At 29.3% G+C, this 22598-nt stretch carries 22 protein-coding genes; 6 read left to right on the top strand and 16 right to left on the bottom strand.

Features of this window, described 5'->3' with window-relative positions; all coding sequences use genetic code 11:
• Nucleotide 1 precedes the first annotated feature (1 nt).
• Entirely contained in the window at nt 2–316 is a 315-nt protein-coding gene (locus Q0776_RS09885) for a DUF3467 domain-containing protein (protein WP_298367631.1), read from the top strand.
• A gap of 36 nt (nt 317–352) precedes the next feature.
• Here the strand turns inward: Q0776_RS09885 and Q0776_RS09880 are convergent, their stop codons facing one another.
• Entirely contained in the window at nt 353–1852 is a 1500-nt protein-coding gene (locus Q0776_RS09880) for a PLP-dependent aminotransferase family protein (RefSeq protein WP_298367629.1), read from the bottom strand.
• 67 nt (nt 1853–1919) lie between these two features.
• On the opposite strand from Q0776_RS09880, the gene Q0776_RS09875 reads away from it, so the two are divergent.
• Nucleotides 1920–3734, top strand: coding sequence for a TonB-dependent receptor (locus Q0776_RS09875; RefSeq protein WP_298367626.1), 1815 nt, complete (start codon nt 1920–1922; stop codon nt 3732–3734).
• Nucleotides 3735–4049: 315 nt separating this feature from the next.
• On the opposite strand, the gene Q0776_RS09870 is transcribed toward Q0776_RS09875, so the two are convergent.
• Nucleotides 4050–4520, bottom strand: coding sequence for a YciI family protein (locus Q0776_RS09870; protein WP_298367624.1), 471 nt, complete (start codon nt 4518–4520; stop codon nt 4050–4052).
• A gap of 242 nt (nt 4521–4762) precedes the next feature.
• Between Q0776_RS09870 and Q0776_RS09865 the strand changes: the two genes are divergently transcribed.
• Both Q0776_RS09865 and Q0776_RS09860 read left to right on the top strand, forming a co-directional pair.
• Nucleotides 4763–6835: a S9 family peptidase gene (locus Q0776_RS09865; RefSeq protein WP_298367622.1), complete on the top strand. Its 2073-nt coding sequence runs from the start codon at nt 4763–4765 to the stop codon at nt 6833–6835.
• A 194-nt stretch (nt 6836–7029) separates the two neighbouring features.
• A complete protein-coding gene (locus Q0776_RS09860; protein ID WP_298367619.1) occupies nt 7030–8049 on the top strand; it encodes a TlpA disulfide reductase family protein in 1020 nt (339 codons plus the stop codon).
• A gap of 48 nt (nt 8050–8097) precedes the next feature.
• On the opposite strand, the gene Q0776_RS09855 is transcribed toward Q0776_RS09860, so the two are convergent.
• The 7 genes from Q0776_RS09855 to Q0776_RS09825 form a co-directional block, all read right to left on the bottom strand.
• Nucleotides 8098–9636, bottom strand: a complete 1539-nt coding sequence (locus tag Q0776_RS09855) for an NAD(P)H-hydrate dehydratase (protein WP_298367618.1) — start codon at nt 9634–9636, stop codon at nt 8098–8100.
• Nucleotides 9637–9688: 52 nt separating this feature from the next.
• Complete coding sequence (locus Q0776_RS09850) at nt 9689–10642, bottom strand: acetyl-CoA carboxylase carboxyltransferase subunit alpha (protein ID WP_298367617.1); 954 nt, start codon at nt 10640–10642, stop codon at nt 9689–9691.
• A gap of 54 nt (nt 10643–10696) precedes the next feature.
• Nucleotides 10697–11581: an EamA family transporter gene (locus Q0776_RS09845; RefSeq protein ID WP_298367616.1), complete on the bottom strand. Its 885-nt coding sequence runs from the start codon at nt 11579–11581 to the stop codon at nt 10697–10699.
• On the bottom strand, nt 11568–12656 hold the full coding sequence (locus Q0776_RS09840; protein WP_298367614.1) for an LptF/LptG family permease: 1089 nt from the start codon (nt 12654–12656) through the stop codon (nt 11568–11570). The genes Q0776_RS09845 and Q0776_RS09840 overlap by 14 nt, the downstream gene beginning before the upstream one ends.
• A 30-nt stretch (nt 12657–12686) precedes the next feature.
• A complete protein-coding gene (tgt, locus tag Q0776_RS09835) occupies nt 12687–13817 on the bottom strand; it encodes a tRNA guanosine(34) transglycosylase Tgt (RefSeq protein WP_298367612.1) in 1131 nt (376 codons plus the stop codon).
• 63 nt (nt 13818–13880) lie between these two features.
• A complete protein-coding gene (gene rluF / locus Q0776_RS09830; RefSeq protein ID WP_298367608.1) occupies nt 13881–14717 on the bottom strand; it encodes a 23S rRNA pseudouridine(2604) synthase RluF in 837 nt (278 codons plus the stop codon).
• Between the two features lie 182 nt (nt 14718–14899).
• Nucleotides 14900–15088 carry a hypothetical protein gene (locus Q0776_RS09825; RefSeq protein WP_366139171.1) on the bottom strand — a complete coding sequence of 63 codons (189 nt, stop codon included), beginning with the start codon at nt 15086–15088 and terminating at the stop codon, nt 14900–14902.
• A gap of 213 nt (nt 15089–15301) precedes the next feature.
• Between Q0776_RS09825 and Q0776_RS09820 the strand changes: the two genes are divergently transcribed.
• Complete coding sequence (locus Q0776_RS09820) at nt 15302–16051, top strand: hypothetical protein (RefSeq protein ID WP_298367603.1); 750 nt, start codon at nt 15302–15304, stop codon at nt 16049–16051.
• A gap of 68 nt (nt 16052–16119) precedes the next feature.
• Here Q0776_RS09820 and Q0776_RS09815 read toward each other — a convergent pair whose 3' ends face one another.
• Nucleotides 16120–16536: a hypothetical protein gene (locus Q0776_RS09815; RefSeq protein WP_298367601.1), complete on the bottom strand. Its 417-nt coding sequence runs from the start codon at nt 16534–16536 to the stop codon at nt 16120–16122.
• A gap of 284 nt (nt 16537–16820) precedes the next feature.
• Here Q0776_RS09815 and Q0776_RS09810 point away from each other — a divergent pair, with 284 nt between their 5' ends.
• Nucleotides 16821–17156 carry a helix-turn-helix domain-containing protein gene (locus tag Q0776_RS09810; protein WP_298367600.1) on the top strand — a complete coding sequence of 112 codons (336 nt, stop codon included), beginning with the start codon at nt 16821–16823 and terminating at the stop codon, nt 17154–17156.
• An 848-nt stretch (nt 17157–18004) separates the two neighbouring features.
• On the opposite strand, the gene Q0776_RS09805 is transcribed toward Q0776_RS09810, so the two are convergent.
• The 6 genes from Q0776_RS09805 to Q0776_RS09780 form a co-directional block, all read right to left on the bottom strand.
• Nucleotides 18005–18736 carry a phage Gp37/Gp68 family protein gene (locus tag Q0776_RS09805; protein WP_298367599.1) on the bottom strand — a complete coding sequence of 244 codons (732 nt, stop codon included), beginning with the start codon at nt 18734–18736 and terminating at the stop codon, nt 18005–18007.
• Between the two features lie 23 nt (nt 18737–18759).
• Nucleotides 18760–19878, bottom strand: coding sequence for a three-Cys-motif partner protein TcmP (gene tcmP, locus Q0776_RS09800; RefSeq protein WP_298367597.1), 1119 nt, complete (start codon nt 19876–19878; stop codon nt 18760–18762).
• Nucleotides 19879–19965: 87 nt separating this feature from the next.
• The gene (locus Q0776_RS09795; protein ID WP_298367596.1) at nt 19966–20430 is read right to left on the bottom strand and encodes a hypothetical protein; all 465 of its coding nucleotides are present in this window, start codon (nt 20428–20430) and stop codon (nt 19966–19968) included.
• A gap of 6 nt (nt 20431–20436) precedes the next feature.
• Nucleotides 20437–21012, bottom strand: coding sequence for a hypothetical protein (locus Q0776_RS09790; protein WP_298367594.1), 576 nt, complete (start codon nt 21010–21012; stop codon nt 20437–20439).
• Nucleotides 21013–21025: 13 nt separating this feature from the next.
• Complete coding sequence (locus tag Q0776_RS09785) at nt 21026–21607, bottom strand: hypothetical protein (protein WP_298367592.1); 582 nt, start codon at nt 21605–21607, stop codon at nt 21026–21028.
• A 12-nt stretch (nt 21608–21619) separates the two neighbouring features.
• A complete protein-coding gene (locus Q0776_RS09780; RefSeq protein ID WP_298367590.1) occupies nt 21620–22597 on the bottom strand; it encodes a hypothetical protein in 978 nt (325 codons plus the stop codon).
• Nucleotide 22598 lies beyond the last annotated feature (1 nt).

Below are 22598 nucleotides of genomic sequence, written 5' to 3'. Positions count from 1 at the left end.
TATGAGTGACGGAAAATCGAACAAAGAGGGGCAATTAAATATTGAATTAGATGATAAAACTGCTGAAGGAACATATTCTAATTTAGCAATTATTAATCATTCAGTTTCAGAGTTTATAGTTGATTTTATTAGCGTAATGCCTGGGCAACCAAAAGCTAAGGTTAAGTCGCGAATAATATTAACACCTCAACATGCAAAAAGACTTGTAAAGGCTTTAGCAGATAATGTGAATAGGTTTGAAAAAAGTCACGGAGAGATAAAAGATTATGAACAACCTCCAATACCAATGAATTTTGGTCCCACTGGAGAGGCATAGATTAAAATAAAAAAGTCGGACAATTGTCCGACTTTTTTATTTTAGAATTACTTTATTATAAGCTGTTTTTAATATTTTAATAACAGGTTTTATTTCGTCTTCATTTAGATGTCCAAATCCAAAACGAATTGCACAAATGTTTTTATTTTGATATAGAATTGTTTTTGGTAGGAATAAATTATTTTTTTCGGCTTCATTAGCAAGTTTTAATAACGATACTTTAGGATCGAACCGTAACCATATAGCTAATCCTCCAGAAGGGATTTCCCATTGAGCAAATTCTGAAAAATAGATTGTTAAAAGATTGCATATATAATCTCGTCTTTTTTTATAAATTACTATATTCTTTTTCATTAAGCGATAAATTTCACCTTCATTAATTAATTCTGAAAGCATTTGTTCTTGTATTAAATCACCTTGTTTATCAATTAATTCTAAATAATTTTTAGCCTCAGAAATTAAATTTTCTGGAGCAACTACAAATCCTGTTTGAAAACTTGGAAATAAGGACTGTCCAAGTTTTCCTAAATAAATAACCATACCATTTGCATCTGCGCTAGCCATAGGTAACATTGCAGAACCTTCATACTGAAAATCGTAATCATAATCATCCTCTATTATAGCGAAACCGTATTCTGTAGCTAGTTTTAATAGTTCTAATCTACGTTCAGCACTTAATGTAACAACTGTAGGATAATCTCTGTGAGCGCATATATAAACACATCTTATGCTGTTCTTTACAAAATGTTTTTTTATATACTGAATATCTAAACCATTACTATCACTAGGAATTGTTTTTATGTTTGCACCTATTTCTTGAAAAATCATATTAGATGCATAATTACTTAAGTGTCCTACTAATACAACATCGTTTTGTTTTAATAAAAGTTGCGAAACAATGTACAAACTCATTTCGGTACTACGCGTATTTATTAGATTTTTTGGACTAATATGGAAACCTCTGGTTGCATTTAAGTAATTACATAATTGAGTTTTAAATAAAGAATTGAAAAACTCGTCTGATTTGTTCCATTTATTTATTAATGTTTTTCGTTTCATTGCTGTACTGTACCATCTTGTAAATTGATGTACAGGATGTAAGCGCAAATCGGGTTTTCCATCGTTAATGATATATTTTGCATTTGTAAATTGAACTGTTGACGCTAAATGAAATGACTTTTGAAAAGGAAACCCTGTTGTTTTAGCGTAGGAATAGGCGTCATTTATTTTTTGAGAGGTTGCTTTTATTTTTGCTGTTTTTTTTTCTGGTTCTAAAACAAATGTGCCTTTATTTGGGATAATTTCTACCCAACCTTGTGAGGCTAATTCATCATATATTGCAACTGCAGTATTTCTGTGAATTTTTAATAATTTACTTAATATACGCGTACCGGGAAGAATTGTACCTTTGGTTAAATAATTACGTTGTATAGCATTTATAATTTGCCCTGAAGCTTGTATATATAAAGGTTGTGGTAAAGATTTGTCTAATCTTATTAATTGTTTAAAAAGAGTATTAACCGGACTATCTAACATTTTAAAACTGGACTATTTTAATCGTCCGGAAAGTTAGTACTTTTGCAGCGTTTTTAAATCACTATTTATGAAAATTAAAGTTTCGATAATAATTTTTGCGTTTTTTTATGTTATTCAGACTAATGCACAAGAGGAATCTAAGAAAAGAGACACCTTAAAAGAGATTACAATAACATCGAATAGGATAACAATGCCTTTTTCGAAAACATCTAGAACAATAACCTTATTAACTTCAGATGAAATAATTAAAAGTGCAGCGACAAATGTAGCTGATTTACTACAAAATATTGCTGGTATAGATATTAGAAAGAGAGGTACCGATGGAATGCAATCAGATTTATATATTAGAGGTGGAAATTTTGATCAAACATTGGTTTTAATTGATGGTGTTAAAATGGATGATGTACAAACAGGACATCATAGTATGAACGCCATTATTTCGTTAGATAATATTGAAAGAATTGAAGTTATAAAAGGTCCTGCAGCAAGAATTTATGGGCAAAATGCTTTTACTGGAGCAATTAATATTGTGACTAAAAATGTAATTGAAAATGGATTAAATATAAATGCTCATTATGGTTCTTATGAAAACATAAAAACAGAGGCAGCATTTAGTCAAAAATTTGATAATTCAAGTTTATTTGCCTCAATTGGTTATCAAGAGTCCGAAGGATATCGTTTTAATACCGATTTTGAAAATGTTTCGGCATTTTTTAAAGCAAATATTAAAAAATACAGCTTAGTATCTTCTTTTACACAAAGAAAATTTGGTGCAAATGGATTTTATGCAAGTCCGGATTATAAAGATCAATACGAAGAAACCCAAACAAGTTTAGTTTCTTTGGGTACTACTTTTAATGCAAATAGTGTCACCATAAAACCTCGTGTTTATTGGAGAAGAAATCAAGATATGTATTTGTTTTTAAGACACAATCCACCTGCATTTAGAAATTTACATATTTCAAATAAAATAGGTGCCGAAACCAACCTTGTCTTAAATTCAAAATTAGGGAAAACAGGAGTAGGTATTGATGTTGCACGGGTTTTCTTAGTTAGTAATAATTTGGGAGATCATAATAGAACGGCAATAACTGGATTTTTGGAACATCGTTTTGAATTACTAGACGAAAAACTAGATATTACTCCTGGAATTGCAATTAGTTATTATTCGGATTTTGATTCACAGGCATTTCCGGGAATTGATGCTGGTTATCGTTTTTCTGATTCGTTTAAATTATATGGAAATATTGGTTATACTTATAGAGTACCAACTTTTACTGATTTATATTATGTAGGCCCAACTACATTAGGAAATGCAGATTTACAACCAGAATCGGCATTGGCGGAAGAATTAGGAATTAAATTTACTAATAATGGCTTTAATATTGATATTGCATTTTTTAATAGAAAATCAGATGATTTAATTGATTGGACTAAAGATAATGAAGAAGATAAATGGCAAACTAGAAACTTTAGCAAAGTAATAACTCAAGGATTTGAAACAAATATTCAACACAACTTTAATGTTGGAGGTTTAAACCAATCATTTAAAATTGGATACAGTTTTATTGATGATGATATAAAAGATGAAAATGTTCAGTATACAAGATATTCACTTAATAGTATTAAGCATCAATTTACGTCAGGATTAAACGCTAAAATAAGTAAAACATTCAATCAAAATATATCTTATAGGTATGTTGAAAGAACAGATGGAACAAGTTACAATGTTGTAGATGCTAAATTATTAGCTACGTTAAACACAGGCTTACAATTATCATTAGCAGCCAACAATATTTTTAATGCAATTTATACTGAAACTAATTTAGTTCCTATGCCAAAAGGAAACATGATGCTTGGTTTAAAATATAGTGTCTATTAAATAAAAAATGTATATTTTAAAGAGCCAAATAATTTTATTTGGCTCTTTTTTATTCTAATAGTTTTTATTTATAGAGTAATAATTTTTTAAGATTAAGTTGTTAGTTAAATATCTTTTATTAGGGTGTAATTTTGCAGCCTAAATAAATGAAAAATGAAGATAGCAAAGAAAAACAAAAATCAGGATAATAGGAGAAAAGGAGTTGCAGTAGACTTCAGAAATTCAAAAGGTTCAGTTTGGAATAATAAAAGAAGATTTGGATTTTAATAACAATTAAAATTAATTAAAAAGCCGAACAAATTTGTTCGGCTTTTTTTATATCTCAATTTTAGTAACTTTTTTGTGAAAATCGTTTAGTAACATTAAAGCAGCAGAACCATACCATTCTTTTAACTCCATTGTTAGTGTTCCAGCTTTAATAGCCGGGTCTGTTTCTGTTAATTGTTTAGCCTCTTCTATTGTTGAAGTATTAAAAATGTAAATTCCTCTTAAGTCATCATTTCCAAAAAAAGGACCTGCTAATACAAGTTTTCCTTCTTTTGCCAATTTAGAAATATTATCCATGTGCGCCCTTTGTAAATTTGATGCGGTTGTGGAATCTTGACTTTTATTTGGACCTCTTTTTAAAAATGCGATTACATATTTTTTCATTCCATAGTCATCTGCACCAATTTCTTTGGCTAATTCTTCATCAAATGTATTACTATTAATATTTGTTTTTTTTAAATCATTGTTACAGGCCATCACTAGCACGCACGCTATCCAAAGAAATATTATTTTTTTCATTTTATATAATTTTATAATTACCAACTAAAATATTACAATTTTTGGAATTGTTATTTTAATTCAAAATAAATAAATCACTAATTATTAATTCACTATTTTAGTAACTGTGAAATTTATGTACTTTTGAACCTTTATAAAATTAATATTTATATTATATGAAACACTCAATCTATTATTTTTTGTTGTCTTTATTTATTTTTGTTGGTTGTAATCAGAAAAAAGAAAATTCAAACACAAACGTAATGAAACCTCAAGCTAAAATAATTCCAGAAAAATTAATAATTCACGATGATACTCGTATTGATAACTATTTTTGGATGCGCTTAAGTGACGAACAAAAGAAAGCAGAAAATCCAGATGAACAAACCCAAGATGTATTGAATTATTTAAATGAAGAAAATGCTTATTTAAAAAAAGTAATGTCTCATACAAATGAATTTCAAGAAAAATTGTTTAAAGAGATTGTTGGGAGAATAAAGAAAGATGACCAATCTGTACCAGTTAATGATAACGGTTATTCATATTATACCCGTTTTGAAGAAGGAGGCGACTATGCCCTTTATTGCAGAAAACAACTAAATGATGGTGCTTTGGAAGAGATTTTGTTAAACGGTCCAGAACTTGCTAAAGGATTTTCATATTATGGAATTGGTAGTCGCTCTGTAAGTCCGGATAATAAATTACTTGCTTATGGAATTGATACAGTTTCGAGACGACAATACACTATTTATTTTAAAAATTTAGAAACAGGTGAGTTATTACCCGATGTATTGAGTAATACCAGTGGTGGAACCACTTGGGCCAATAATAATAAGGTTGTTTATTATACAACAAAAGATCCAATTACCTTAAGGACTTACAGAATTTATAAACATGTTTTAGGTACCAAACAAGCAGATGATGAGTTGGTTTTTGAAGAAAAGGACGATACTTTTAGCTGTGGAGTTTACAAAACTAAATCTAAAAAGTATTTAATGATTTATAGTAGTCAAACACTTTCTACAGAATTTAGATATTTAGATGCAGATAACATTGATGGAGAGTGGAAGGTGATACAACCTCGAGAAAAGGATTTGTTGTATTACGTTGATCATTTTGAAAATAGCTTTTTTATAAGAACAAATTTAAATGCAACTAATTTTAAATTAGTTAAAACGCCAATTTCGAAAACTACAAAAGAAAATTGGATTGATGTTATTGCACATAGAAAAGATATTTTACTTCAAGGGTTTGATATTTTTAAGAATTACTTAGTAGTTTCTGAACGTATAGATGGATTATCGGCAATCAGAGTTAAAAAGTGGAATGGCGATGAGCATTATTTAAAATTTAATGATCCTGCATATTTGGCAAGTACAACATCTAATTTAGATTTTGATACAGAAATTTTGCGTTATAATTATTCATCTTTAACTACCCCGTCTAGTACTTTTGAATATAATATGAGCACAAAACAACAAGTGCTTTTAAAACAACAAGAAGTACTTAATAGTGATTTTTCACCAGAGAAATATGTTTCGGAGCGTTTGTTCGCAACAGCTAATGATGGTACAAAAGTTCCAATTTCATTAGTATATAAAAAAGGAACCATTAAAAGTTCAAAAACACCACTATTATTATATGCATATGGTTCTTATGGTAATAGTATTGAGCCAACTTTTAGTTCAACAAGATTAAGTCTTTTAGATAGAGGCTTTGTGTATGCTATTGCGCATATACGTGGAGGACAAGAAATGGGTAGAGAATGGTATGAAGATGGTAAACTATTAAAAAAGAAAAATACATTTACAGATTTTATTAATGTAGGAGAATTTTTAATAAATGAAGGATTTACTAGCTCAGATCATTTATACGCTTACGGAGGAAGTGCAGGAGGATTGTTGATGGGAGCAATATTAAATATGAAACCAGATTTATGGAATGGAGTAGTGGCAGCGGTTCCATTTGTTGATGTTGTATCCACAATGTTAGATGAAACAATACCGTTAACCACCTTTGAATTTGATGAATGGGGGAATCCTAAGGATAAAGAATATTATGATTATATGAAATCATATTCACCATATGATAACGTGGAAGCTAAGGATTATCCTAATATTTTAATTACAACAGGTTATTGGGATAGTCAAGTGCAATATTGGGAGCCAGCTAAATGGATTGCTAAATTAAGAGAGTTAAAAACAGACGATAATATTTTATTAATGGACTGCAATATGGAAACAGGTCACGGAGGTGCTTCAGGACGATTTGAACGCTATAAAAGAACAGCATTAACCTATGCCTTTTTGTTTGATCTTGAGAATATAAAAGAGTAATTATTAAAATTAATTAATTAAAAAAGAGGATATTATATCCTCTTTTTTTTATTTGAATTTATTACCTAGGTTAATAGGAACTAACAAAAAATAAAATGTAAAAAGCAAATATTTTGTTAAAACATAAGCATAGATAGTTTATTAAATTAATAGTTTTATCTTTGAAAAATTATAATAAAATCAATTTAAATAGAATGAAAAATATATACATATTATTACTAAGTACTTTAATTTTTAGTTGTTCAAAACCTCCGACAGACTATGCATCAATTCAAGGGAAACTGAAAACTTCAGGAGTGGAAAAATTAACAATTCTTGGAGCAAATGGTTATTCAAAAGAAATTAGTGTAGAAGCAGATGGAAGTTTTTCCGATACATTAAAAGTAACAAAAGGATTACACGTTTTAAGTAATGGAAACGAGAGATTATCTATATTTTTAGATAACGGATATGATTTGACAATGAACTTTAAAGGAGAATTACTCTCAAAAGGAGCTGATTTTGAGGGAGAAGGAAAAGAATCGAATAATTACTTCAACAGTTTACTTTCGTTTTTTTCAAGTGATAATGGAAACCCAAAGGAGTATTTTAAACTTGATGAAACTGCGTTTAAATCAAAACTAGAAGAGGCAAAAGGCACAATTAACAAGTTTAACAAAAAAAATGTAGATTCAACGGTGCTTCAAATGGCAGTTCAAAATAACGAACAATTTTTTAAGTATTTAGAAAACAGCTATGAAACAGAACATTCAAATTTAATGAAATTTGCTCCAGGTAAAAGTTCTCCAATATTTGAAAACTACGAGAATTTTAAAGGTGGAAAAACTTCGTTATCTGATTTGAAAGGGAAATATGTTTATATTGATATTTGGGCAACTTGGTGTGGTCCGTGTAAAAGAGAGATTCCATATTTAAAGAATTTGGAAGAAGAGTATCACGGAAAAGATATTCAATTTGTAAGTATTTCAGTAGACAATATTGATGGAAGAAGAGGAAGCTATGAAAGTTGGAAAAAGATGGTGGCAGATGAAAATTTAGGTGGAATACAGTTGTTTGCTGATAAAGATTTTAATTCCGATTTTATAAGAGAATATGGAATTAATAGTATTCCTCGTTTTATATTTTTAGATCCCGAAGGGAATATTGTAGACGCTAATGCGGAAAGACCATCAAATCCAAAACTAAAGGATTTATTTAACGAATTGGGAATTTAAGAATTAACATAGACTTAAAAAAAAGAGCTCCAATTGGAGCTCTTTTTTTTAATTTTCAGTTTCTTCTTTCTCATCTAAAACCTCTTCTTGAAATAAGTCAAGTATTGCATTGGGTAAATATTTTAATATTGAAGAAGCAATAAAGGTTTCATACCCTGTTTCTGGTGCTGCAATATTTGCTGTTACTCCATGTAAATAAACTCCAAAAATGGAAGCATTTAAAGGTGAGTATCCTTGCGCAATAAGACCAGTAATTAAACCTGTTAAAACATCTCCACTTCCGGCTGTGGCTAAAGCTACATTTCCAGTTGAATTAAAATATCTATTATTGCCATCAAAAATTGCAGTATGAGTGCCTTTTAAAACAACTATAACTTTATGTTTTATTGAAAAATTTGTTGTTTTTTCAAGCTTGTCAAAATCATTTTCCCATTTACCAATTAGTCGTTCTAATTCTTTTGGATGTGGAGTTAAAATTGAATTTCCCGGTACATATTTCAATAATTTTTTGTTTTGAGCTATTAGGTTAATTGCATCAGCATCAATAACTAAGGGAAGTTTGTTTTCTTTTAAAAAACGTTCAAAACCATTAGACGTTTTTTCCGAAATTCCCATTCCTGGGCCAATACCAATAGCAGTTGCTTTGGTTTTAATATTAAAAAATTCTAATAAATTATTATTATCAACCTCAACCATAGCTTCTGGAATTGCCACCTGTAAAATGGTATAGCCGCATTTAGGCACATATGCAGTTACTAATCCGCTTCCAATTTTTAAAGCTGCTTTAGTTGCTAAGTTAACTGCTCCAATTTTACCAAAACTTCCGCCTACAATTAATGAATGCCCATAGGTTCCTTTATGTCCCCATTTAGTTCTTGGTAAGTATAGTTGTTTAGCTTCATATTTTGTAATATAATGGTCGGTTGGTTTAAGACTTTCAATAAAATTTAAATCTAATCCTATGTCTATAACTTCCCAAGTATTTACAAAATCTTTATTGTCGGGTAACAGAAAAGCGAGTTTAGGTGTTTGGAATGTTAGTGTGTGCCCAGCTTTTATTACAGAATCTTTATCAACTACAGCTCTGTCATTAAAGACACCAGACGGGAAATCAATGGCAAGAGTAAAAACTTTTGTACTGTTGATATAGTTGATTAAATCTTTTGTAAAATCTTTAGGTTTTCGAGTTAATCCATTACCAAAAATAGCGTCAATTACAATGTCTTCAAAATTTATCTCTGGAAAATCACTTTCACCATTAATTACTGTGGGCCATTCTCCAAGTTCTTTAAGCCTGTTATAATTTATTAAAAAATCGGGAGATCTTTTTTCACTGAAATTAACAACATAACATTTAACATGATACCCATGTTGATGTAAATGACGGGCTATAACTAAACCATCACCACCATTATTACCAATTCCACAAAAAACATGAATTTTAATATTTTGACCTTGTAAACGAGTATGCAACCATTGAAAACAAAGAGTTGCAGCATTCTCCATTAAGTCTGAAGAAGTTATTTTATTAATTTCTATAGTAGCTTTGTCAGCTTCGGTTATTTGTTTTGAAGTAAGTATATACATTTGATAAATTTAATAAAAAAACCTCTCAATTTTGAGAGGTTTTTTTATTAAATTATCCTTTAAATTCACCCATATTTAGGTATTTGTCCATTCGTTGTTTAACGAGATCTTTATGACTTAAATCTTTTAACTCGTCAAAAGCTTTAAGAATTGTTTTTTCAACTTCTTTAAAAGCTTCTTCTCTATTAAAATGAGCTCCTCCGAGAGGTTCTTTTATAATATTATCAATTATTTTTTGTTTCTTCATATCAGAAGCTGTTAATTTTAAAGCTTCAGCAGCTTCTTCTTTATGTTCCCAACTTCTCCATAAAATTGAAGAACAAGATTCAGGAGAAATAACTGTATACCATGTGTTTTCCATCATATAAACTCTATCTCCAACACCAATTCCTAAGGCTCCACCAGAAGCTCCTTCACCAATTACAATTGTTATAATTGGAGTTTTTAAACGAGTCATTTCAAAAATATTTCGAGCAATTGCTTCTCCTTGTCCGCGTTCTTCTGCTTCTAAACCAGGATACGCACCAGGAGTATCTAATAAAGTAACAACAGGAATGCCAAATTTCTCAGCCATTTTCATTAGTCTAAGAGCTTTTCGGTATCCTTCAGGGTTAGACATACCAAAATTACGATATTGTCGTGTTTTAGTGTTGTAACCCTTTTGTTGACCAATAAACATAAATGATTGATCTCCAATTTTCCCTAATCCACCAATCATTGCTTTATCGTCTTTTACGGTTCTATCACCATGTAATTCCATAAAAGTTTCCCCAGCTAAATAATTAATATGATCTAGTGTATATGGTCGGTTTGGATGTCTAGACAATTGAACTCTTTGCCAAGCAGTTAAGTTTTTATATATATCTTTTTTAGTTTTAAGCAGTTTTTTTTCAATGTTTTTACAACTCTCAGTCATATCAACATCACTTTCTTTACCAATTAATTCGCACTTGTCTAATTGTTCCTCTAATTCTTTAATTGGTAATTCAAAATCTAAATATTCCATAATTTTTAAGTTTGGATGTAACTACAAATATAATAACTTCTGAATTTTTTAAGGTTAAGTTAGCCTCTTTTTTTTATTTTTAATTATTCCGTTGGCAATAACGGTTACTAATATTATAAGTGCTCCAATGTAAAATTGGGAGCTCATTTTTTCTTTTTCTCCAAATATAATTACGGCTAAAATTATACCATAAACGGGTTCTAAGTTAATAGTGAGCATAACTGTATAAGGAGTTAAATGTTTCATAATTTTAACTGAAGCAATAAAAGCATAAGCGGTACAAAAACTGCTTAATATTAATAAATACACAATATCAGATGTTGTAACACTAAACTTCTCGTATGTAAATCCATAGCTGAAATAAATGTAAATGGTTATAAATAAAACACCAAATAATAATTGATAAAATGAAATTGTATCTGCGCTATATTGTTTAATGAATAAACCATTTAAAACTGTAAATAGTGCGGACAAAAAGGATGCTATGAGTGCATAAATAATTCCTAAGGTATATTCGCTTTCAACATTGAATATTAAATACAGTCCAGAAATAACTATTAATCCGAAAATTAATTCAAGAAAAATAAGTCGCCTTTTAAAAAACAAAGGCTCTATTAAAGATGTAAATAATGCGCCTGTACTCATTGCAACTAAGGCAATAGACACATTCGATACTTTTATTGCCGAAAAAAAGGCAATCCAATGTAATGCAATTAAAATACCGCTAAAGACAAATTTAAGAAGCGCACTTGGAGTTAATTTAAAAGGCTTTTTAGTTATTAAAAAGTAAATAAAAACAAGTACAACTGCAAATAGCATTCTGTACCATACAAGTGGTATTGCATCAATTTTAATAAGCGCTCCAAGAATGGCTGTAAATCCCCATATAAATACAAGTAAATGTAAATGCAGATAATTATTTAACTTAATTTTTAGCATTTCTTAAATATAAATAGATGGCTAAAATTCCAAAAAATATGTTTGGTAACCAAACCATTACTAAAGCATTTGTTTCGGCTCCAGCTCCTAATACTTCAGCTATTTTTAAGAAGAATACATAAATAAACATTAAAGTAATTCCAATTGCCAAATTAATTCCCATTCCACCTCTACGTTTTTTTGCAGCCAAGCAAACAGCTATAAAAGTTAAAATATAAGTTGAAATTGGTAAACTTGTTCTTTTATAAAGTTCGACTAAATAGGTATTTAAATTGTTAATTCCTCTATTTTCAGCCTGAACTATATATTTCTTTAATTCAAAAGATGTCATCTCTTTAGCTAAATCATCCACATTAATTAAATCTTTTGGTCTAAAATTAAGCAATGTATCCAATTTTATTCCAACATTTATAGAGTCTCTATCCTCTAATAGAAAACGTTGTTTATATGTATTAAGTCTAAAAGTTGTGTCCTTTTCTACCCATCTAATATTTTCGGACATAAGTTTATATTTTAACTTAATTCCATCGAACTTTTCATAAGAAAATTTATAGCCTTGATTGGTGTTAGAATTGTAACTTTTAAGATAAATATATTCATCTGGCCCTAATTGTAAATTAACATTAGTAGTTACATTTTGGCTGTAATTTTTCTTTTTTAAATACGTTTTAATAAAGTGGTTATAAGTTTTATTACTTTTTGGTACCACAAAGTGATTCATTCCCAATGCAATAAAAGTGACAATGGTAGCTCCAATAAAATACGGTTTTAAAAAACGTGTAAATGATATTTTTGCTGAATGAATTGCAATAACTTCTGTGTTTCCTGCAATTTTGGAGGTAAAGAAAATTACTGCAATAAATAACGCCAAAGGCATAAAGGTATTTCCAAAAATAACTACAAAATGTACATAATAATCTTTTATAATATCACCAACAGTTAAATCAACATTTCGTAAAAATCGGTCAATTTTTTCTGAAACATCAATGGCAATTGCAATTGGAAGTAGTAAAACTAAAACCAATGCAAATGATGATAAAAACTTTTTAAGTATGTACTTATCTAAAATTCTCAATTTCTGAAAATTTGGGTTTTAAAAATTATATTATAGTCGATTATTCATTTGATTAACCATTTTGTTTTTCCATTCTGTAAAATCTCCGGCTAATATATGCTTTCTAGCTTCACGAACCAACCATAAATAAAAGCCCAAATTATGAATAGATGCAATTTGTTTCCCTAATAATTCATTAGCGGCAAAAAGATGTCTTAAATAAGCTTTGGAATACAAGGAATCTACAAAGGTAGTTCCCATTTCATCTATTGCTGAAAAATCATTTTCCCATTTTTTATTTTTGATATTTATTGTTCCGTAAGCTGTAAATAACATTCCATTTCTGGCATTGCGGGTTGGCATTACACAATCGAACATATCTATACCTAACGCAATATTTTCTAAAATATTTATAGGTGTTCCAACTCCCATTAAATATCGTGGTTTATCTTCTGGTAAAATTGCGGTAACAACCTCAGTCATTTCATACATTTCTTCTGCAGGTTCACCAACAGAAAGTCCACCAATAGCATTTCCTTCTGCACCAACTGAGGCAATAAATTCGGCCGATTGTTTTCTTAAATCTTTAAAAGTTGAACCTTGTACAATAGGAAAAAAAGTTTGACTATAATTATACTTAAAAGGAGTTTTATCTAAATGAGTAATACATCTTTTAAGCCATCTATGTGTCATGTGCATAGATCTTTTTGCATAGCTGTATTCACAAGGGTATGGAGTACACTCATCAAAAGCCATTATAATGTCTGCCCCAATACTTCTTTGGATTTCCATAACATTTTCAGGAGTAAAGGTGTGGTATGAGCCATCAATATGACTTTTAAATTTTACACCTTCTTCTTTTATTTTTCTTCTTCCCGAAAGAGAATAAACTTGATAACCACCACTATCCGTTAAAATATTTCGATCCCAGTTCATAAATTTATGCAAACCACCAGCCTGCTCTAAAATTTGAATTTTTGGACGTAAATATAAATGATATGTGTTTCCTAAAATAATATCAGGATTTATTTCTTCTTTCAATTCGGTTTGATGAACGCCTTTAACCGTACCAACAGTTCCAACGGGCATAAATATTGGCGTTTCAATTTTACCGTGATCGGTTGTAATAACACCTGCTCTTGCCTTGCTTTGAGCATCTTTAGATTTTAATTCAAATTGCATAGTCGGCAAAGATAGTTATATAACTTTTAATGTTAAAAGGTAAATGTAGAAAGTTGAAAGACATTATTTTCGTCTTTTTCTTTTTGGCTGAAAGTGAGATTTATTTTTGGAATAATAGGGTTTTTTCTTAGAGTAGTTCGATTTTTTTTTCTGAACATCTTTGGAAGCTTCCTCAGTTTTAGAACTCGATGAAATCATTGTATTAATTTCGTTCATTTCATCCTTGGTTAATTCGCGCCAAGAACCTTCGGCTAACTTTTCCAAATTAACGTTCATTATTCGGGTACGTTTTAGTTTTGTTACTTCAAAGTTCAAATATTCGCACATGCGTCTAATTTGCCTATTTAAACCTTGAGTAAGAATTATTTTAAAAGTGTTTTTGTTAATTTGCTCTACAAGACATTTTTTTGTAACGGTTCCTAAAATAGGTATTCCATTACTCATTTGTTTTATAAAATTGTTATTTATGGGTTTATTAACTGTAACACTATATTCTTTTTGATGATTATTTCCAGCGCGTAAAATCTTATTTACAATATCGCCATCATTTGTTAAGAAAATTAAACCCTGTGATGGTTTATCTAAACGGCCTATAGGAAAAAGACGTTCGGGATGTCCAATTGCTTTTACAATATTATTGCGTTCTTTTGAGTCTGTAGTACAAACAATTCCAACAGGCTTGTTATAGGCTATGTATAGAGTTGTAGTTTTAGATTCTATAAGCTTACCATTTAATTTAACCTTATCACCTTCAAATACTCTATTTCCTAGTTGTGCTTTTACGCCATTTATTGTTACCAATCCATTTACAATAAATTTTTCGGCTTCTCTTCTTGAACAAATACCAGTGCTACTTATGTATTTGTTAAGGTTAATTGAATTGTTATTATTTTTCTCCAAGATAAAAAATTGTTATGCGAAGATATAAATAAAAAAACTCGAAACATATGTTTCGAGTTTTTAGCGGAGAAAGAGGTAAGTGAACCATCTCTCAATGCCTTTATATATCAGTGTTTCAGTCCTGTACTATAATTGGGTCACCTAATAGGTAACCATTAAAACCTATTGTAAAGATAGAAAAATTACTTAATTAATAACTCTACTTTACTGATTTCAAACCCCATAAAGGCGCAAAACTCATCAATTGTAACTAACTGGTGCTTTTCTTTGTTAAGGTCTTCTTTAATCTTGTTAATGATTGTTCTACCATAACGTTCGCTTTTACCTGTTACAACTTGTACGTCTTTTGGGTAAATACAGATTCTCTTCATACACATTTAATTTAATTAATACTCTATTTATACTGTTACTATACTTATGACATATCTATGATTTGTCACTGACATACAAGATACGAAATATATCAATGTGAATAATGTTTTTATAATGGAAGTTATTGACAATTAGCGGTTAAAACGGAACTGACAATGTGATAAGGTATGGTGTTTGTCGTTATATTTATAGAACATTAATTAAATATTTTTATGGCAAAGTTAAATGGTATTATTAAATTAGAAGGTACATTAGATAACCTTACTTTTTACAAAGGAAAAGAAGGGTATTTAGTGCGTACAAAAGGAGGAGTTTCAAAAGAACGTATTCAGAATGATCCAGCTTTTGAAAGAACAAGAGAAAACGGAAGTGAATTTGGTCGTTCAGCAACTTCTGGGAAATTATTAAGAACGTCAGTTCGTAATTTAATGGTTAAAGCAAAAGATAATAGAGTTTCAAGTCGAGTAACTCAAGTTATGACTCAAATTAAAAATGCTGATTTAACATCAGTAAGAGGTGAAAGAAATGTATCTACAGGATTAGCAACTGCAGAAGGTAAAGATGCATTAAAGGGCTTTGATTTTAATAATAGAGCAAAGTTAAGTTCAGTATTATTTGCTCCTTATTCTTTAGATACTGCAACAGGTGAAATCGTAATTTCGGATATGGTTCCTGCAAATGATATTTCCTATCCAGGTGGGGCAACTCACGTAAATCTATCATCAGCATTTTTAAAGGTAGATTTTGATTCTGCAATTCATTCGATTGAGTATAGTCCAACAGTTAATTTAGCAATTGATACAACTTCGGCAACACAAACATTGACTCCTGCAGCTGCTCCAACTGGAAGTGGAAATGATATTTATGTGCTTTTAATTGAGTTTTTTCAAGAAATCAATGGAGTACAATATCCTTTAAAAAATGGTGCTTATAACGTCTTAAATATTATAGATGTAGCATAAAGTTTCATTTTGACCTTTGAAACCTGAAAATGCCCTGTGATATTATTTTACAGGGCTTTTCTTTTGCTTTAAAAATTGGAACGGATAAAAGCAACTTTTAGTTGGTTTATCAGTTTTAACTGCTCTTTTAAAATCTTCTCTTTTTCTTCAATAAATTTAACTTTATTCAAATTGTTATTAGACTTACTTCTATTATTTATATGCTTTAAATGTGCTGTTTTAAGCAACTTTAAGCAATCGTTTATAGTTATGAATAAAATTACACTACCCTTTAAAAAAGGCTTGAAATATCGTCCTAAATAAAGTGAATAACACAAGTAAAAAACTGTGTTTTTATCTTCTTCGGTTTGTGAAGTGATAACAAAACAATTAGGGCAAGGATTCTCAAGAGGTTTACCACTGTTTAAGCCTTTGTTTAGAATAAAAAAGTGCGGTTTCGTGTAGGTTCTTCCTACGTTGTGAGTTTTAATTTCAAAATTTGACATAGTAAGGCATTTAAAATTTATGCTTCGCTACGCTTCGCATATTAATTTTGAAACAAAAAGAAAAAAGAAAGCACGAGTGTTGGTTGTGTGGCAGATGCTGTCAAGGTTTTTGTAAAAAATACAACCTGTATAGAATGTTGAAATGAAACCGAATGTTTATGAGGTGGAGATTTTTTTCAAAACCCATAGGGCTTGACCTTGATTGCAATAGTGTGGCTGGTGAAGGAAACAACCGATATTTGCTATGTTTTTTATTTTTACTCTTAATCTAAAATTATATTAGTATGGAAAATTCTTTTGAAATTATTGTAGAAAAACTAACTGTTGTTGAAAAACGACTTGCATCAATTGAGTACAAATTAGGAGTTAAATATAATGATGATGGTTATAAAGAAATTATGAATGTAAAGCAGTTATGTGACTATTTAGAACTTTCAATAAGTCATATTTATAAGCTTACGAGTAATCAAGAAATCCCACATTATAAAAGAGGCGGTAAAAAATTGTATTTCAACAAATATGAAATTGATAAATGGGTGTTGAAAAATAGGGTTGATACTAATGAAGAAATTGAAACAATGGCTGCTAATTATATAATGAAAAGTAAGTTTAAATTTTAAGCAGGTAATCGCGAAGCATTAAAGCGAGCCGCCAGCGAGTTGAACGAGGGTGTTGGAGCAAGAGTACGTTGCCAACGGCATAAGTACGTGCTACGACTACGTGGTACACGCAAGGTTGGCGGAGTTTTTGAAGCGGTTGGAAAAACAAGGGCAATTTATGTAGTGAGGAATGTAGGAATGTTGTGTACTTTACTTTGGTTGCTTGTTGTTGGTTTTTAGTTGTTGGTTCGTTTGGAAGATAATTAAGGTTTAAAATCGGATTTATAAAGTACCATAATGACGAATGAGGAACGGAATACATTGCTCTTGTAAGCGTTTGCAATATGTAATAAATCCGTTGTGTGGTTATTAATCGGAATATGATTAAATTACTTAAACAACAAATTAACTTAATTAACTCTACTACTTGCAACGGTTTATTTTATATGCAAAATGGCTGCAATCAAAAACTGTGACAACCTGATTAGCCCGAAGTGAGCAGCAGGCGAGCGAAAATAGTGTAATAGCGGTTTACCCCTAATAAAAATGAATTTATACCTTATTGGGTTTTAGGGGTAAAAGATAGCTATGCGTGAGTAATGCGTGGAATGTGTGAAATAAAATAAATAAATTGTGCTAAATGAGGACTGTGGACGAATTAGTGCTATTTATGGTAACTACAAGTTTTATTTAGTAGTTGGTTGGTAGTTGTTGGTTTCTTGCTATTACTGAATGTATATTATAATGGCTAAAAAAAAACTTTTAGATATATTTTATGAAACAAAAAGGAGCGTATTGCGAACACCTTATTACCTGCACGAATGTTTGTATTTTGTTCTGATGTTTGTTTTGGAAACTGATTTAGCTTTTTAGATTAATGCAGGTTCTTCATTCCATTCTTTACCTAATAATATCCTACCATTTGCTTTTTTACTTCTTTTTACACCATCTTCTCCCCAAGTACCCCATTGTTTAAAGAAAAATGCAACATCTTGTTTATCACATTGGTTTTGAATATCAATTGCCCATTCTGGATTCATAGGTCTTGCTTTATGACCACTTTCTCCTCCAACAATAACCCAATGTATATTTGTTAAATCTAATTTACCTGTAGCTTCAATTAAAGGTTCTATTGATAGAAATCTAATTTTAGCTTTGATATTACGTAAAACATCAATTCTATTTTTTGTTTCGGCAGACTCAACGGTTACACCTAACCATACATTATTGGGAACTTTTCTTGTTTTAAAGTAATTTTCTAAAATTGTTTCTCTTTTAGTCAATATTTGATATTGATGACGTGGTGTTTCTTCAATTGTTTTAAAAACTTTATCTAAAAATTCAAAAGGCATTTTTTCGTGAAATAAATCACTCATTGAATTGACAAAAAACTTGGTAGGTTTTTTTATTTTTTTAGGAGCTTCTAATCTATCAGGCATTAGTGTAAACTCAAAACCGTTTTCGTAACCTGGTGTTCCCATAGCTTTTAAACGGTTAGCCATCACTTCTGCATAACAGTTTTTACAACCTGAACTCACTTTATTACAGCCTGTTGTAGGATTCCAAGTAGCTTCTGTCCATTCAATTTTTGTAGTTTTCATACCGCAAATATACTATAAGATAATTAATAAGAACTCCATTTAAACGATGTGTGTATTTTAATTTTTTCGGCAATATTCCATTGTAATTTACTATTGATTAATTCTCCTTTCTTATCAATAACAACAATTTTTTTATTATTATATAGTTCTGAAAGTATCTTTTTAGCTTGTTTAGGTAAGAAGCCTTCTTCAATGGTAAAGTCAACAATTTCCTTATTTGTTAAGGGTGTTAATTTTAGTTTTTCAATTAACCCTTTTTTATAACTAGATAAGAATGAAGATTCAATTTCTTCTCTACTTTCATCGAAAAGAGAAAGTAAATTTTGCTCTTTAACTTTAACGCTGTTACCATCTATTGTATTTTTTGTTGCTACTTTATTCATTAAAAGCATACCTGCTCTATGCTTTGTTAATAAAAATAAAGAGTTTTTACTTCCTCCACCTTCAATAAGTATTGGTCTAACATATTTCAAACCTATATCCTTTTTAAGTCTGTTTTTAACAGACAAAGTGAAGTCGTAAATGTTTTCATAGTTATTAACACCTTCAATTGTAAATTCTTCAACAAATTTGCGGGTTTTATGCTCTGATTTAAACTCTTTACTTGCAAAGCGATATGAATGAAAAATAGGTAAAAACAATAGAACCTCTGTTTTTGGGAGATTCATTAGATTAATTAAATCATTCATTCTTACATTGGAATATGTAAAAGGGTCAAGGAATATAAATTTAGGACTTTGATTGTTTTCCAATTTTTTCACCAAAGTATCTATATAATCCTCATAGGTTTCTTCTTTTAAAGTGATTTTAATTACATCTCTATCATATTTATAATTATTTAGTTCATATTCTAACTTACTAATATTAGACGTATTCTGATCATTAAATAAAATTTGAATTAAGATTTCTTTATTACCTTTTAAAGGAGTTGAATTGAGAATGTATTTAAGTTTATCTAAAAGAACTAAAGGACTTCCTTTATGTTTACCATTCTTACCACTTCCACAGAATAAATCAATAATTATACATCTACCGAAAGGCATTAATAGTTTGGGTAAATAGCCTTCTAAATAATCTTCGTAAATTTTAATTTTAGCTGAAGTTAAATCAGATTGAACCTCAAAAAAAGCATTCTTTTTCATATAATTTGAATATAAATACAATTACTATAGCAATTTAGTAGTAGTATTCAAATTTAGTGAATTGTTTTTTAAAATTCCAAAGCAATTTTATTTGAGTGTTTTACTATACTTTGGTGCATTACTCATATCATTGAACTTTGGGTATCTTCCGTTGTTTTCTATGTAGATTGCCCAACAGTCATATTCACATTTTGCTACTTCTCCCATTATTCTTAAATCATTAGGTATTGGGTTTTTAGTATTACACTTAAATGAACGTACTGCAACATATATATTGTCTTTAATTTCATCGTAATTTTGGTATTCATATAAGAATCTATCAGCACCACCGTGATTGGTTCTTTTCTTTTTAATAGTGTTATCAAATTGCATTAAACGACTTTTTAGACCTCCTTTAGAATTGGTCATTCCAATATATTCTAATTCTGGAATAAAACTGAATTTATTAAGTGGATTGTTTGAAACAGCAATACAATAAATACCTGGATATTTTAAGCCTTTTAATTGGTTTCTATCTTCCCATTTTACCCAATTCGTAAATTTATCTATCATAACTTTTTATTCTAATAGTGTTGCGTATTTACGTGTGTTTAAAAATTGACCAAATGCAAAAAAGGCTTCATCTAATTTTTTTAAATCTGAATAATTGATTGATGCAATAAACTGTAAATATCTGTTAAAGTAAAATAATTCTTTGTTTTTATCTGTTATAGAACTACTTGAAATGTTTGAATAATCTTCGTTATGAATAAATAAAAATGCTCTATGTATATGTTGGTCGTAAATTGGATATTTTTTTGGTTTTAAAGTATGCAATAAGAATATTTTCCAAACAGATGATACCGTTTTAAACTCTTTTTTAAAGGCTTCTATATCTATATTAGCACTCTTTTTAAAAGTATTAATTATAGATAGTTTAGCTTTAATTTTAGTGTCTAAAGATTTTTGTTTGGAAGCACTTAATTTCATTCCATTTTTCCAAATATATAAGTTTTGAATATCATTTAATTTAAATACTTTTTTGGTTATGGAATTGTAGTAGGTGTTTTCATTGGTATAAGCATATTGTTTAGACCAAAAATTTATAAACTCCTGTATGTTTGTGGAAGTTGGGGTTAGGATGTTTAAGTTCATAGCATTTAGAATTTTAATTTGCTTCTATTTCAATTGTTTTTTTATCTTCAATTAATTGAGTTTCTTTTAAATCTATGGAAACTGATAAAGATTTTATTTCTTTCTTATCTTTTTTAATTTCCTCATCAATGTTTACATATTTATTATAAGTGCGAACTTCAAGTTTCATCTTAATATCTTGAATAAATTTAGATAGGTTTGCAAAAGTACCAAAGGTTAAGAATGAAAAAATTGATATAACAATTAATGCTAATTCATTATAGTTTAAGAAATCATCTAATCCATTTATTAGATTAAAAAAGTAAAGAATAAAATTGTAACCAACATATAGAGATAAAAAACCAAGACGAACACCAAAATAAATTAATTTGAATCTTTTGTTTAGTTTTTTATTTAGAACTTCTTTTTTCTCTACAATCTCTTTTAGTTTATGATGTCTATTTTTAAGTTTAGATAAGTCTTTTTCTTTTTCCTTGATTTTCTCTTTTTCTGAAATTGTTATGTTACCTAATGAAGCAATATATATGATTGCAAAAATTATAATAACAAAAATTATAAAGAGTATATTAGAACCTCTTTCATTTTCTTCTTCCATAACATTATAATTTTAAAACACTTCCGATAATTTATTAGCTTTAATAAGTTTAGAAAAAGAAGTGTAGCGAGGTGCTTGTGGTGCTTGTCCTTTTTTCTTGGAATCTAATTTTATAGGATTCATTTTAATGGCTTTGTCTTTAAAATATAAAATGTATTTATTGGTGTTTTGGTACTTGTCTATACGTGAAATTTCTGCGTAGTGTGTTATTGCAGAAGTTGGTGCTGTTTGATAGGCTGCGATGTATTTTAAGCGGTCTAACATCGAAGCAGATATACGAATGGAATACCAACACTTATTATTTATAAACTCTTCTTTAAAGCCTTGTGATTGAGCAGGAACAACAATAGTATCTAATTCTGTTGCTTGTATTTTATTAGATTTAGATTCTTGAAAATCTCTTACTTCAACATTGAAAGGGTCAAACTTGTGAATGGTATTTTTTCCGTTTACAAATGTTTGAAATTGAATTATATCTGTATCCATTGTTAGTTGAGATAATACATTTTCTAACTCTGGTGTAGATTTATCAATTACCACTATTGATGCAACAGGTTTGTGGAATATTAGAGCTTCTAAATATTCATCTATATTTTGAAAATCTGAAGATTTAATTGCTTCCACCATTTTAAGTTGAAGAGGCTTATTTTCTTCTAAATGTTTTTTAATGAAGTTTTTAATTTCAAAACCACTGTCTTTATATGATATAGCGAATTTTAATAGCTGTGAGCCTATATGTTTGTATGGGTCGTGACTTGAAAGTTCATTTTCAATTATATATAAACGTGGATTGGTAGGGAAGGTGTAGTCTATTAAATAACCATCTGGTATTGTTAATATTCCTTTTCCAATACGTTTTTTTATGTCAATATATATAGAGTTGTTACCAAAAATAGCATCTGAATTTTCAACAATTACTTTTTCAAAATCATTTTCTAGTTGATATTCAAAATAAGTATATATTTTATTGTTTTGAATTATTCTTTCCATA

It is taken from the genome of uncultured Lutibacter sp., from assembly GCF_947495725.1.
Taxonomy (GTDB): domain Bacteria; phylum Bacteroidota; class Bacteroidia; order Flavobacteriales; family Flavobacteriaceae; genus Lutibacter.
The sequence above is the reverse complement of the archived record's forward strand: the minus strand, read 5'-3'. Positions and strand labels throughout refer to the sequence as shown.